14 protein-coding genes are annotated in these 13,111 nt (G+C 71.4%); 3 read left to right on the top strand and 11 right to left on the bottom strand.

What is annotated here, in order from left to right; all coding sequences use genetic code 11:
- Positions 1–414: 414 nt before the first annotated feature.
- Positions 415–942 carry a glyoxalase/bleomycin resistance/extradiol dioxygenase family protein gene (locus CGQ25_RS15245; RefSeq protein ID WP_208710695.1) on the bottom strand — a complete coding sequence of 176 codons (528 nt, stop codon included), beginning with the start codon at positions 940–942 and terminating at the stop codon, positions 415–417.
- A gap of 91 nt (positions 943–1,033) precedes the next feature.
- Here CGQ25_RS15245 and CGQ25_RS15250 point away from each other — a divergent pair, with 91 nt between their 5' ends.
- The gene (locus CGQ25_RS15250; RefSeq protein WP_208710696.1) at positions 1,034–1,825 is read left to right on the top strand and encodes a hypothetical protein; all 792 of its coding nucleotides are present in this window, start codon (positions 1,034–1,036) and stop codon (positions 1,823–1,825) included.
- A gap of 26 nt (positions 1,826–1,851) precedes the next feature.
- Here CGQ25_RS15250 and CGQ25_RS15255 read toward each other — a convergent pair whose 3' ends face one another.
- The 4 genes from CGQ25_RS15255 to CGQ25_RS15270 form a co-directional block, all read right to left on the bottom strand.
- Positions 1,852–2,139 (bottom strand): hypothetical protein, encoded by a 288-nt coding sequence (locus CGQ25_RS15255; protein WP_208710697.1) that lies wholly within the window; start codon positions 2,137–2,139, stop codon positions 1,852–1,854.
- Positions 2,140–2,248: 109 nt separating this feature from the next.
- Positions 2,249–3,193, bottom strand: coding sequence for a YafY family protein (locus CGQ25_RS15260; protein WP_208710698.1), 945 nt, complete (start codon positions 3,191–3,193; stop codon positions 2,249–2,251).
- Between the two features lie 49 nt (positions 3,194–3,242).
- Positions 3,243–5,153, bottom strand: coding sequence for a VCBS repeat-containing protein (locus tag CGQ25_RS15265; protein WP_208710699.1), 1,911 nt, complete (start codon positions 5,151–5,153; stop codon positions 3,243–3,245).
- Positions 5,154–5,315: 162 nt separating this feature from the next.
- Complete coding sequence (locus CGQ25_RS15270) at positions 5,316–6,527, bottom strand: beta-ketoacyl synthase (protein ID WP_222703660.1); 1,212 nt, start codon at positions 6,525–6,527, stop codon at positions 5,316–5,318.
- A gap of 89 nt (positions 6,528–6,616) precedes the next feature.
- On the opposite strand from CGQ25_RS15270, the gene CGQ25_RS15275 reads away from it, so the two are divergent.
- Complete coding sequence (locus CGQ25_RS15275; protein WP_208710701.1) at positions 6,617–7,228, top strand: TetR/AcrR family transcriptional regulator C-terminal domain-containing protein; 612 nt, start codon at positions 6,617–6,619, stop codon at positions 7,226–7,228.
- Positions 7,229–7,395: 167 nt separating this feature from the next.
- Here CGQ25_RS15275 and CGQ25_RS15280 read toward each other — a convergent pair whose 3' ends face one another.
- From CGQ25_RS15280 to CGQ25_RS15300, 5 genes are all read right to left on the bottom strand, one after another.
- Positions 7,396–9,000 (bottom strand): 4-hydroxyphenylacetate 3-hydroxylase family protein, encoded by a 1,605-nt coding sequence (locus CGQ25_RS15280; RefSeq protein ID WP_208710702.1) that lies wholly within the window; start codon positions 8,998–9,000, stop codon positions 7,396–7,398.
- A 106-nt stretch (positions 9,001–9,106) separates the two neighbouring features.
- A complete protein-coding gene (locus CGQ25_RS15285; RefSeq protein ID WP_208710703.1) occupies positions 9,107–9,664 on the bottom strand; it encodes a flavin reductase family protein in 558 nt (185 codons plus the stop codon).
- 195 nt (positions 9,665–9,859) lie between these two features.
- Positions 9,860–10,879 (bottom strand): AraC family transcriptional regulator, encoded by a 1,020-nt coding sequence (locus CGQ25_RS15290; protein WP_208710704.1) that lies wholly within the window; start codon positions 10,877–10,879, stop codon positions 9,860–9,862.
- 142 nt (positions 10,880–11,021) lie between these two features.
- On the bottom strand, positions 11,022–11,195 hold the full coding sequence (locus tag CGQ25_RS15295) for a hypothetical protein (protein ID WP_208710705.1): 174 nt from the start codon (positions 11,193–11,195) through the stop codon (positions 11,022–11,024).
- Positions 11,177–11,542 carry a flavin reductase family protein gene (locus CGQ25_RS15300; RefSeq protein ID WP_208710706.1) on the bottom strand — a complete coding sequence of 122 codons (366 nt, stop codon included), beginning with the start codon at positions 11,540–11,542 and terminating at the stop codon, positions 11,177–11,179. Before CGQ25_RS15300 ends, CGQ25_RS15295 begins: the two co-directional genes overlap by 19 nt.
- A 195-nt stretch (positions 11,543–11,737) precedes the next feature.
- On the opposite strand from CGQ25_RS15300, the gene CGQ25_RS15305 reads away from it, so the two are divergent.
- Positions 11,738–12,865, top strand: a complete 1,128-nt coding sequence (locus CGQ25_RS15305; protein WP_208710707.1) for an AI-2E family transporter — start codon at positions 11,738–11,740, stop codon at positions 12,863–12,865.
- On the opposite strand, the gene catC is transcribed toward CGQ25_RS15305, so the two are convergent.
- Positions 12,828–13,106, bottom strand: coding sequence for a muconolactone Delta-isomerase (gene catC / locus CGQ25_RS15310; protein ID WP_208710708.1), 279 nt, complete (start codon positions 13,104–13,106; stop codon positions 12,828–12,830). The two genes, CGQ25_RS15305 and catC, sit on opposite strands and share 38 nt — an antisense overlap.
- Positions 13,107–13,111: the final 5 nt, after the last annotated feature.

Here is a 13,111-nt window from a genome sequence, read left to right on the forward strand (position 1 = left end):
CGACGCCATCCCCCGGCGCCGGCCCGCGTCGGGCGCCCCGCCCGCCGTCACGCTCGAGGCGCATCTGGGCAGCCCCGCGCACGACGGCGCGCGGCGGCTCACCCTGTCCGGAGCGGTCGAGGGGGCGGAAGAGCTGGCCGTGACGGTCGACGGCGCGCCGGTCGCCGTTAGCCGGGACGGCGGCTCGTGGTCGGCCTCAGTCGTCGTTCCGGCAGCAGAGGTGCCGCCGGCCGTCGGAGGGAACCCGGTGGCGTCGGAAGCGCTCGTCGTGGTGCTCGCGACCGGCCGGGGAGGCGCAGCGGGCGCCTTCGCCGAGCTCTGACGCCGAAGTCATCCCCTGTGCCGCCGAAGTCACCCCCTGTGCCGCCGAAGTCACCCCATGCACTCCGCCCTGCCGAAGCGGCCGGACCAGCCTCAGCCGCCCATCGTCGCGGCCCACGCGTCGACGCGGGCCTTGACCTCCTCGTCGGAGAGGTCCTCGACGCGGGTCATCACGGACCAGCGGATGCCGAAGGGGTCGCGGATGCTCGCGAAGCGGTCCCCCGAGACGAAGACGGCCGCGGGCTCGCGAACGGTGGCCCCGGCGACCACGGCGCGCTCCACGGCGGCGTCCACGTCGGGGACGTAGACCGCGAGGGAGAAGCAGTCGTCGTCGCCGGCGGGCGGGGGCACGAGGTGGTACTCCGGGTTCGGGTCGCCGAGCTCGAGGCGGCCGTTGCCGAAGTCGAGGACGGCGTGCGCGACGATCGTCGTCCCGTCCGGACCGGGGAACTCGGTCCGGGAGAGGGCCTTCGCGCGGAAGACCGTCTCGTAGAACTCGATCGCGGCGGCGGCTCCGTCAACCACGATGAACGGCGTCAGGGAGGTTGAACCGTGGGGCGTCCCGTTCGTGGTGTGCCTGCCGTTGGCTGGCTCGGTCAGGTCTGCAGGCTGATCGCTCATGGGGCCACGCTAGCGTCACCGGGCCTGTGCGGCGAGGGGTGCGGCACTGACGCCTGTCAGCACGCCGTGCGACAATCAGCGAGGAGGCGCCATGGCAATCCGGACAGCTCAGGTCCTGCTCCCGGCCGCTCCCCTGCGCCTGACCACGGAGGAGGTCCGGCTCCTGTGGTCGTTCGTGCACGGCGCCATCCAGATCCCGTCGATGCGGGCCTGGATGCGCGAGTCGCTGGGCTTCTGCCCCCGCCACACGTGGGGCTATGCCGTGGTCGAGATCGAGCTGTGGGAGGCAGGCGTGGGCGACCGCGCGGGCCATGTCCCCTTCGATGTGAGCGTGCTCTACGAGGACTTGGCGCGTGGGCTGGGCCGTCGGCTCGCCCAGCCGCGCGGCTGGGGGCGCCGACCGGACGCGGTCCTGGTTCCGGCCCGCCGCTGCCTGATCTGCACCCAGCTCGACTCCCCGCCCAAGGAGGGGTTCGCCATCGGCTACGCGAACTCCAACAGCGCTGCCCTCGCAGCCGAGGCCAACCCGCTCCGCCACAGCCGGCGCTGGTGTTCCCTCACCGCGGACGCCTGGGCCGAGCTCGCGTGCTCGGCGTGCCTCGGCGACGGGCCTTCTTCGCCGGCGCACGACGCCGCCGCCCCCTGCCGCCTGCATCTCGCCGAAGCGGTGCGCGCAGGCCGGGCGGGCGACGGCGACCTGGCCGCCGCGGCCTTGCGGCTCACCGGGGTCGCGGACCGGCTCGCCGTGTTCGTCGAATCGGTCACGATGTTCGGCCCGTCGGCGGGCCCGGCGGACGAGGCCTCGTGGATCGAGGCGCTCGGGTTCTTCGCCGGGTGGCGGTTCCCGGCGTTCCTCGCCGGGCTCGTCGCGCCGGAGAACTGAGGGCCGGCCTCAAGGCCGCCGTCCCTTCAGTCGCCGGGCTCTTCCACGGTTTCGTCGACAAGCCCGCGCTGGGCCCGGTCCGCGGCCTCGGACGATCCCTCGGGCAGCGGGTCGGTTGCGGGCGGCACCTGGCTCGGGGCATAGTCGGCGAGCCCGGCGGCCACGCGTTCCTCCTCGGTGGCCGCGGCCAGGGCATCGTCGTCGAGCTTGTCCGGCATGCCTGCGTGGCCTTTGTAGATCCGGCGCGGCAGGGCGTCCTCTTCGGGGGTGATGACGTCGTCGAGGTTGGGGGCGTCGTCGTTCGGAGTGGCCATGGAATCTCTCCCTGTTCTGAGCCGTGTCCCCGCCGCAGCGATCGGGATCCGCGCGGGATCCCTCGCCCGACGGGGCTGACGCATAGTGCCCTACCCCGCGTGCCGGCGCCTACGCGCCCGCAGCCGTGAGCTTCTCGCCCAGAGACCGCATGGCCTCGCGCAGCTCCGGCGGCTCGATCACGCTCACGGGCCAGCCGAGCCGCACCACGTGGTACGCCACATAGTCGAGGTCGTCGGCGCCTGCGGTGAGGATGGCGTGGTCGCCGTCCGGCTCGACCACCGCGATCGTCGAGGGCACGCGTTCGGCGACCTCATGGGCGGGCGCGTGGATGCGCACCTTGGCCACGTACTGGTAGGGCGCCTGGGTGATCGAGGCCTGGACGTACTCGACGGCGTCGGGCGCCTCCCGCGGCGTGAACCGCCAGCCGGTGCCGCGGGCGGCGGCCATGCGGTCGAGGCGGAAGGTGCGCCAGTCCCCCCGGTCGAGGTCCCAGGCCATGAGGTACCAGCGGCGCGCGGCCGCGACGAGGCGGTACGGCTCGACGCGTCGCTCGGAGCGTTCACCGGACGCCTTCGTGTAGTCGAACGTCGCCCGCTCGGGGGTGCGGATGGCGCGGGCCAGCGCGACGAGGACATCGGCGTCGACCGCCGTGACGGGGCTGTCGAGGCTCACGGTCGCCTCGATCACGCCCTTGACCTCGGCCCGCAGCCGCGCCGGCAGCACCTGGTCGAGCTTCGCGAGCGAGCGGACGGCCGCCTCGCCGAGGCCCGTGACCGTCCCGCCCGCCGCCAGCCGCAGGCTCACGGCGACCGCGACGGCCTCCTCGTCGTCGAGCAGCAGCGGCGGCAGCGCCTTGCCCGCGCCGAGCTGGTAGCCGCCGCCCGTGCCGTGCTCGGCGCGGACCGGGTAGCCGAGCTCGCGGAGGCGCTCGACGTCCCGGCGGATGCTCCGCGTCGTCACGCCGAGCCGCTCGGCGAGCTCCGTCCCGGTCCACACGGGACGCGACTGGAGCAGGTTGAGCAGGCTCAGCACGCGCTGGGTCGTGTCGTTCATGGCTCCATCATGGCGCGGGATACGGACAGGGGCTGTCCTACTCGCTTCCCTAGAACACGGAGGTGAACCCGCTCCAGCCGGTGCCCACGACGGCGCTGCCGCGCCACCCGCCGCGGCCGTTGCCGAAGTAGACGAGGAGCCTGCCGCCGCCGTCGACCGCCCACACGTCCTGGGTGCCGTCGCCGTCGAAGTCTCCCGCACCTCCGATCCGGGCCATGCCGCCCCAGCCCCAGCCGACGACGGTCGCACGGTCGCTGAGCCAGCCGCCCTTCCCGTCGCCGCGGAACAGCAGGAGCTGCCCGCCGGCGTCGCGCGCGAGGACATCGTTCCTGCCGTCGCCGTCGAAGTCCCCGGGGGAGAAGACGTGGCTCAGGCTGTTCCAGCCCTCCCCGATGAGGGGGTTGCTCCAGCCGGGCATGGCGGCGGTGCGGAGCCGGTTGGGCATGTAGGAGCTGACGGGGCGGAAGGTGCCGTCGCCCTGGCCGGGGAAGAAGACGAGCCTGCCGTCGGTGGTGCGGCACAGGAGGTCGTTGATTCCGTCGGCGTCGAAGTCTCCGACCGGGATGATGGCCCCGCACTCGTTCCAGCCCCAGCCGATCTGCCGGCGCGGCAGCCAGTCGCCCCGCCCGTCGCCCGGGTAGAGGAACAGGCCGCCGGCGGCGTCGCGGCCGATCACGTCGCCGTTGCCGTCGCCGTCGAAGTCGCCCACGTTGAGGATGAGATCGAACACGTCCCACCCGACGCCGACCGTCCTGGCCGGGAGCCAGCGGCCCACCCCGTCCGTCGGGTACAGCAGCAGCCTGCCCCCCGCGTCGCGGGCGAACATGTCGGGCGTGAAGCCGGCGTCGAACCCCTCGCCTGCCACCTTGTAGCGGACGATGCCGGGCGTGGTCGCCGAGAAGGGCCGCTGGGCGCTCGGCGTCCCCGTCGCCATCACCATCGCCTCGAACCGGTACTTCCTGCCGGCGTCCCGGGCCACGAGCGTGTGGGCGAACTGGTCGGGCGTCGCCGGCTGGTAGTTGAGCTTGTACGAGACGGTGAACGGCTGCGGTGGGGTCACGGCGACGCTCGACTCGTCGAAGGCTGCCGTCACCTTCTGGCCGACCACGGCACGCCCGGTGAGCCGAGCCGGGGACGCCGTGATGGGCGAGCTGATCGTGACCGGCGCTGAGGTCGCGCCCGCGGGACGGTAGCCCTCGGCGAACGACTCGAGATGCACGCTCAGGTCATGGCCGATGTCCTCCTCGACGACCCAGTCCGGGTGGTCAACCTCAACCCCGTCACGCAGGTATGTCTTGCGTCCGCTCTTGCCGGCCGCCCACGTGGCGTCGACGAGGCCGATGGTCTCACCGTAGCCAGGAGTGCCCACGATCGCCGGGGGCGTCAGGTTCGCATTGTCGCTGAGGCGGTAGGCCGGCGCGTCGACTGACACGGTCAGCCTTCCGTAGGCGTATCCCGGCAGGCAGTATCCGCCCTCGTTGTAGTGGCACGTCCCGTCGGCCGCGTAGTCGGCGATCCGGTAGAAGTAGGCGTTCGGATCGTACTGGCTCCAGAGGTACTCCCTGTCGTACCCCACGCTGACCCCACCGACCACATAGGTGTCGGACCATGTGAGCTGGCCCTGGTCAGGTCCCACTACGAGGGTCGCCCTTCCCGTCGACGGGCTCGACCCCGAGGTCGGGCCCGACTTCGCGGTGAGGTACTCCGGGCCTTCGACGCCGTTGACAGTGAACGTGACGTAGTCCGCCGGGCGGCTCAGCGTGAAGTCGATGGTGAGGGAATCGCCCGGGTGCAGCACCGCCGGGGAGGTGATGCTCATCCCCAAGAGCTTCGGCGGCGGAGCGACGGAGACGGCCGCCGCCGGCGAGATGCCGACCCCGGTGATGAGCAGCAGGACGGCAGCGACCGTCACGCCGACGACGCGCAGCTTGCGGCGCGCGGACGAGAGGCGAGCGGACAAGAAGTGAGCAGCCGCGAAGCTGCCGGGCCGGAATCGGGCGCGGTGGTGCTCGGACGCTAGTGGCACGGTTCCCCCAAGGATTCATCTCGCGCCCAGCACGCGGGATGGCGCTGAGCCTAACGCGGTCCGGGGGCACCGCGGAAGACGTCAGGAGACGAACCGTCAGGCGCGGGTGAGGAGGAGGCTCACGTTGTGGCCGCCGAAGCCGAAGGAATTGCTGACGGCGGCCTCTACCCGGGCTGTGCGGGGCGCGCCCGCCACGACGTCGAGCCCGATGGCCGGGTCGAGGTCGTCGAGGTTCCGCGTGGCCGGGATGACGCCTTCCTCGATCGTCTTGGCCGTGATGATCGCCTCCACGGCGCCGGCGGCGCCGACCAGGTGGCCGAGCGCCCCCTTGGGGGCGGTGACGGCGGCGCCGTCGCCGAGGGCCTCGCGTACGGCGATCGCCTCGCTCACGTCGCCGACCTGGGTGCCGGTCGCGTGGGCATTGACGTGCTGGACGTCCGACGGCGCCATGCCGGCCTTGGCGAGGGCCTTCCGGATCGCCTTGACCTGGCCCAGGCCCGCGGGGTCGGTGCCCGTGATGTGGAAGGCGTCCGCCGTGATGCCGTAGCCGGCGAGCACGGCGCGGGCCCTGGCCCCCCTGGCCCGGGCGTGGTCCGCCCGTTCGAGGATCACGACGCCGGCGCCCTCGCCGAGCACGAAGCCCGTGCGGTTCGCGTCGAACGGGCGCGAGGCCGCCTCGGGGTCCCCCGCGGCCTTGGAGAGGGCACCGATCTGCGCGAAGCCCGCGATGGTCAGGGGCGTGATGGCCGCCTCCGCCCCGCCGGCGATCACGACGTCCGCCTCGTCGCACTCGATGAGGCGCGCGGCCTGGACGATCGCCTCCGCGCCCGAAGCGCAGGCCGAGGCCGGGGCGGAGGCGCCGGCGCGGGCCCCGAACTGGATCGACAGCTGCGCGGCGGCGGCGTTGGCCATGAGCATCGGGACGGTGCGCGGAGAGACGCGCCGGGCACCGGAGGCCTCGAGGACGTCGTCCTGGGCCAGGAGCGTGGTGACCCCGCCGATCCCGGTGCCGATCACGACGGCGAGCCGGTCGCCGTCGACCGCCGGCGCGCCCGCGTCTGCCCACGCCTCGCGTGCAGCGATGAGGGCGGCCTGCTGGCTGCGGTCGAGGCGCCTGGCCTCGACCGGCGGCATCGCGGCCTCGGGCTCGACGGCGAGGGATGCCGCGATGCGGACCGGGAGGCTGTCGTCGAAGCCGGCGAGGCTGCGGACGCCCGAGCGCAGGGCGAGCATGCCGCCCCAGAGCTCCGAGACGGTGCCGCCCAGCGGGGTGGTCGCCCCCATACCCGTGATGACGATCTCAGTCATTGGCACGCCCTCCCCATCCCGCCGACGACGCTCGCACACCCTTGTATGCGATACAAAACCGTTGGCGTTGTACAGCATACAATTCCAGCATGGGTTCGGTCGAAGTCTCGTCACATCGCTACGCGCCCGCGCCCCCACGGGGCCGCGGGGCCAGGACGCGCCGGCGCATCATCGAGGCGGCCGCAGGACTCTTCGCCGCGCGCCCGGCCGATGCCGTCACGGTGAGCGAGATCGCCGGCGCGGCGGGGGTGTACCCGAACCAGATCACCTACCACTTCGGCTCCAAGGACTCCCTGTTCATCCACGCCGCGTTCGCGCTCATGCTCCGCGACGCCGGGCGGATCGAGGGCGCCGGCTCGCGCATGACGACGGCGGCCGCCTTCCGCCGGGCGATCGCGCGGACGGTGCTCGTCACGCCGTCCCTGCCCGTGGTGATCAACGCCCTCGCCGTGGCGCGCGCGAAGCCCCAGCTCGGCGCCGTCGTCAAGGGGCACCTGAGCCTCCTGTTCCGGATGTCCGAGCGCTACCTCGAGCGCAGCCTGGACCTGCGCGGATGGCGGATCGAACGGTCCTCACGGCAGGAGGTGCGCACGTTCTGGGCTGCCGCGTTCGGCGCGATCCTCATCGCCCAGTCCGGCTATCCCGGCACCCAGGCGGACCTCGACCTCGCGGGGACGCTCACCATCCGGGAGCGGGAGTGACTCGAAGACACGCTCCTGACCCACAGAAGGTGACCCCCTGAAGGTGACCCCCAGAAGGTGACCCCCAAGAGCCCGTCTGGGGGTCACGTCCTGAAGGTCACCTCCTGGGGGTCACGTCCTGAAGGTCACGTCCTGAAGGTCACCTCCTGAAGGTCACGTCCCGCCGGTCAGCGCCGGTTCAGGAAGATGCTCACGTCGTCGTTGTTGATGAGGTCTGGCACGGTCCAGCCGTCGAGGTCGTACTCGGCGAGGCACTGGTCCGCGAACCCCTTCATCGAGGCGACCGTGCCGTTGCCCTCGGCGACCATGAGTGTCTCGAGCTTGACGCCCTCGTGGTTGCCCGCGTAGTTGCGCTCGTAGAGCTCGTGGCGGCCGCCGAACTCGGTGCCGATCGCGTCCCAGAGCAGCTTCATGAGCTTGACCCGGTCCACGGCTGCCACACCCTCGGAGCCGCGGATGTACTTGTCGAGGTACGGGCGGATCTCGGGGGTCTTGAAGTCCAGCGCAGACGAGTTGAGGTAGATGAGGCCCGAGGCGACGTCCTGCTCGATGATCTCCTTGATGCGCGGGTACCCGGTCGACATGAACACCCGGTACGCCATGGCGTAGTCGACCTTGGGCAGAACCGTCCCATTGGGGCCCGGATCCGGGTTGAGCGCCATGCCGTCCGCGAGCGCGTAGAACATGTTCCGCCACGCGATGACCTCGCCGGCGCGGGTCTGCACCCCCCGGAAGTCCTTGGTTCCCGTGATCTCGAGGGCCTTCAGCAGCAGGCCGGCTATGAAGTCCAGCTTCACGGCCAGGCGGATCACGCCCTGGAACGAGAAGCGGTTGAGGAAGCCGGTGGCGGGGGTGAAGTTGTTCATCTTGTCGATGTCGCCGTAGGAGAACACGTTCTCCCAGGGGACGAGGACGTTGTCGAAGACGAACACGGCGTCGTTCTCGTCCAGGCGCGACGAGAGCGGGTAGTCGAACGGCGTTCCCATCACGGCGGCCTGGTGCGAGTAGGAGGCCCGCGAGATGAGCTTCACCCCCGGCGAGTCCATGGGCACGGTGCAGATCAGAGCGAACTCCTTCCGCTTGATCGGCAGGCCGTAGTGGGCGATGAAGTTGTACTGCGTGATCGCCGAGCCCGTGGCCACGACCTTCGCACCCGAGACGACGAGCCCGGCGTCGGTCTCCTTCTGGACCTTCATGAACACGTCCCCGGCCTGCTCCGGCGGCAGGTGCCGGTCCACGGGCGGGTTCACGATCGCGTGGTTCCAGTAGAGGACCTTCTCCTGCGACTCCCTGTACCAGCGGTCCGCGTTGTCCTGGTAGGGCTCGTAGTACTCAGGCATGCCGCCGAGGGTGCCGAGGAAGGAGCCCTTGTAGTCGGGAGAGCGGCCGAGCCACCCGTAGGACATCCGCGCCCACGTCTCGATCGCGGTGCGGGAGGCCTTCAGGTCGTCGATGCTGCGGGCGGCCTTGAAGAAGGGGTGTGTGAGGCCCCCCGAGCCGGTGTCCGTGGGCACGAGCAGCTTGCTCGCCGTGGCCTCGTCGTGGAAGCCGTCGTACAGGCGGGCGACCATCCGCACCGAGTTGCGGAAGGCCGGGTGGGTCGTGACGTCCTTGACCCGCTCGCCGTAGATCCAAACCTCGCGCCCGTCGCGGAGGGACTCGATGTACTCGTCTCCGGTCTGCGGCTTGAGGGGGTTGGCGGGCGTCGTGCGCTCGCTCATGTCGGGAACGGCGTGCGGGGCGGCGGTGGGCGTGTCGAGGATCTCGGTCATGGCTGGTTCCTTTCGATGGCCGACGGCGGCGCTGCCGCGGCGTGGGTGGGCGGGTGCGGTGTCGTGGGGCTACTGGCCTCTGCGAGGGAGGTGGAGCGGGAGGCGCCTACAGAACGGCGAGCGCGGGGACGAACGAGGACTGGGCAGCGTGGCCGTCGCCGCAGTAGTCCCAGGGCGCGCCGCCGACGAGGCCACCGAGGTGGTGGAACTTGCCGCCGAAGAACAGGAGCGGCGCGGCGGGGGTGATCTCGAGCGCGACGACCTCGCCGACGACGATGAGGTGGTCGCCGCCGTCGTATACGGCCCACGGGCGGCACTCCAGGGTCGCGGCGTTGCCGGCGAGGACCGGGACTCCGGTGGAGCTCTGCCCCCAGGCGGGGCCGTCCCTCATCGGCCTGCCCGCGAAGTGCAGGCACGTGTCCTGCTGGGCGGCGCCCATGATGTTGATCGCGAACGGCCGCTGGGCCACGAACCCGGACAGCTTGGACTCGCGCATGAGCGTGACCTGGGCCAGCGGCGGGTCGAGGGAGACTGCGGTGAAGGCGCTCACGGTCGCACCGTGGGCCTCGCCGACGTCATTGCGGGTCGTGACGACTGTGACGCCTGTGCCGAAGCGCCCGAAGGCGTGCCGCAGGTCGCGCGGGTCGATGGGTGGGGTGGTCATAGGGTGGTCTCCTCGTGTGTGGGCCGGCAGCGTCGCCGGCACGTCCTTTCCCCGGTGACGACGAGTGTTCCAGCTCACATCCGCTCTGCGAGGTCCTGCACTGGAGGATGTCCGGGGAGTGCAAGAACGTGTCCGAGGACTGCAAATCGCGCGGCTGGCCGACTCGGGCGGGCGCGACCCGCGGCGGCCGGCCCGTCAGTCGGACAGGATCAGGGTGTCGGCACCGCCGCGCCGGGCGGCCAGCGGCGTCACGCCGAAGCGTGCCTTGAAGACGCGGGCGAAGTAGGCCTGCGAGGAGAAGCCGCATCTGGCGGCGACGGCCGCGATCGGCGTCGTCCGCTCGCCCTCGTCGGCGAGGAGGGACCGTGCCCGCTCGAGGCGCCGGCGCAGGACGTACGCGCCCGGCGGTTCCCCCTCTTCGGCGAACACGCGGGTGAGGTGCCGTTCGCTGATGCCCACGGCGTCAGCGACCCGCGCCGGGCACAGGTCAGCGTCCGCGAGTTGCTCCTCGATGAAGCAGCGGGCCGAGGCGAGGTAGCCCAGGGCCGTCCCGGCGCCCTTGCCCGCGACGAGGAGGCGCAGCAGTTCGATCGACGATGCCTCGACTCCCCGGGCGTCCAGCGGCGCGGCGGCCGGTGCACCGCCGGCTGTGCCCGTGGCGAGGGCCTCGCGGACGAGCCTCGCGAGCGCGAGCATGTGGCGGTTGGAGGAACCGGCGTCGTGGAAGTCGACGACAACCGGCTTGGTGAGCGGCCTCCCGCCGGACAGGGCGAGGTACTCCTCGCGCGGGATCGTCAGGACCATCTCCTCGACGCCCCGGTGGAAGCCGCGCATGAAGGGCCGGTCGGCGTCGTAGATGACGGCCTGGCCCGGCCTCAGCGTCTCGAAGCCGCCCGGGTAGTAGAAGAACGCCTCGCCGGCGAGCGCGAAGAACACGCCGATGACGTCCATCGGATGCCGGCGGATGAACCGCTCATTCCGCTCGATGACCTGGGCGCTCCCCCGCACCTGGGCGAGCTTGATCGAGGGGAAGTGCAGGTTGATCTCCGCCGCCGCGAGCGGCGAGTCGTCCATCGTCCGGATGTCGAGAGCGATGAGCGCCTTCGCATTGTGGATCGACCAGAGCTCCACCCGGTTCGCCGTGGGGATGCCCTCGGTCGAGAACGCGAGCGTGCGCGCCGGGCCCGGGCCCCCGGTTGCGGCCGTGGAAGTCATCGTCGGTCATCAGCTCCTCGGCGTCGTGCATGCACCCTGCGGATTGCTGTGAGCGGCGTCACTGCCGCTGGAATGGACCGACTGTACGGGAGAGCGCCTTGGCGGCCGCGGCCCTGCTTCCGCTGAGTTGAAACGGCCTGGTTCAGGCGCCGCAGTCCGGGCACCACCAACCCGCCCAGGCGGCGGACTCCAGCCCGTGCTCGTGGGGACGCACGACGCCGGCGCTCGGCGTGCCGCTGCCGTCGCGCCCTCCGCTGGGGGCGCCGGGCACCGGCGAGGAGGCGGGGCGGGCAAGGGTCAGGAGGGTGAAGAGCATGGCTGGTCCTTTCGGCAGGAGACGACCTCACCGACCGCGATCACGTGGTCGCCGCCGTCGTAGACGTTCCAGGGGCTGCAGGTCAGGGTCATCTCGGTCCCGGACGCATCTGGGACGTCGACGGTGAAGGGCGCGTCGCCCACACACTGGGCGGCGGCGGAGCTGCGGGGCAGCGTGACGAGAGCCAGGGGCGGGTCGAGTGAGACGAGCGTGAAGGCTCCAGCCCCGCATCGGTGCGCGGCGCCGTCGTACGCTTCCGCGGTGACGATGGCCCCAGAGGAGGGCCGCGGGAGCGCCATGGCGCCGAGGCCGGGGCCCTGCGGTCCGGAACTTGTCTCGGTGCTCATGGCGACTCCTTCGTCCTTCCCTGTGATCCATCTCACCGGGTGATGCTTCCACCGTAGGACGGGGTATTGAGCTGAGGGAAATACTGATTTCGGCGCCATTGAGACCCCTCGGATCTCATCGGTACGGTCTGAACCAGCGCTGGGAGACCAGCGGTACGCTGGGCTGGCTCGCCGACGACTTGGAATGAGGGCACCATGTCCGAACCGCCCGCCACTCCCCCGCGCAGGCAGGTCGCTGACCTCTGGTCCGACGGCCTCGGCCGCGCAGGGATTCGCTCGGTGCAGGCCCTCGCGGTCGGCGCCCTCATATGGGCGGTGCTCTGGGTCCTGCTGCGCATCCCGCTCGTGGTCATCCCCGTGGTCGTCGCCGCGATCCTCGCGTGCGCGATCGCCCCGCTCGTGCGCTGGCTGCACGGCCACGGGTGGCCGCGGGCCCTGGCAGTGCTGGCCTCCTTCGTGGCGATCCTGGCGGTCTTCGGCGGGATCATCACCGGCATCGTGTTCCTCGTCCGCGCGCAGGCCCACGAGCTGGCGGAACGGTTCACGGCCGGCCTCGAGCAGCTCCACAGCTTCCTCAACAACGGGCCCGCGCGCATCAGCGACGAGCAGATCGCCCAGGCGCGCGACTCCATCCAGCACTTCTTCACGTCCGGGAGCGTCGGGGCCGAGGCCCTCACCGGGGCCCGCGCGGCCGGCGAGATCGTCACCTCGCTCATCCTGATGGCCGTGATCCTGTTCTTCTTCCTCAAGGACGGCCGCCAGATCCTCGAATTCCTCCTGTGGTTCATGCCGCCCTCGCACCGGGAGAGGGCCCGGCTCGCCGCGGACCGGAGCGCGATCGTGCTCGGCGGCTACGTCCGCGGCACGGTGATGGTCGCCGCCGCGGACGCGGTCATCGTCGGGATCGGGCTGCAGGTCCTGGGGGTGCCGCTGGCGCTGCCCCTGGCCGTGTTCGTGTTCATCGGAGGGTTCATCCCGATCCTGGGCGCGACCCTCGCGGGGTTCCTCGCCGTGGGCATCGCCCTGATCTCGAACGGGCCGGTGGTGGCGCTCGTCGCGCTGATCGTGGTCCTGGCCGCGAACCAGATCGAGCACCACCTCCTCCAGCCGCTCCTCATGGGCCGGGTGCTCTCGATCCACGGCCTCGCGATCCTCCTCGCACTCGCGTCCGGGACGGTCCTCGCCGGGATCATCGGGGCACTGCTGGCGGTTCCTGTCACGGCCGTCGCGTGGACGGTCATCAAGACCTGGACGGGCCGCGGCGAGAGCCCTGAGGGCCCTCCGCTCAGCGGATCGAGTTGGGATGCTTCGCCAGCGGAGTGACCTTGATCTTCATGTACGGGTACATGGGGAAGCCGCTCAGGATCGTGTGGAGCTCGTCGTTGGACTCGACGTCGAACAGCGAGTGGTTGGCGTACTCCCCCACGATCCGCCAGATGCCGGCCATCTTCCCCGAACGCTGGAGGCCTGCCGAGTACTCCTTCTCTCGGGCCTGGAAGTCCGCAACCTGCTCGGGGGTCAGATGGGGCGGGAACGTCACGTCCATGCGTGCCATGAACAGCATGTGGT

It is taken from the genome of Sinomonas sp. R1AF57 (genome assembly GCF_002224485.1).
Taxonomy (GTDB): domain Bacteria; phylum Actinomycetota; class Actinomycetes; order Actinomycetales; family Micrococcaceae; genus Sinomonas; species Sinomonas flava.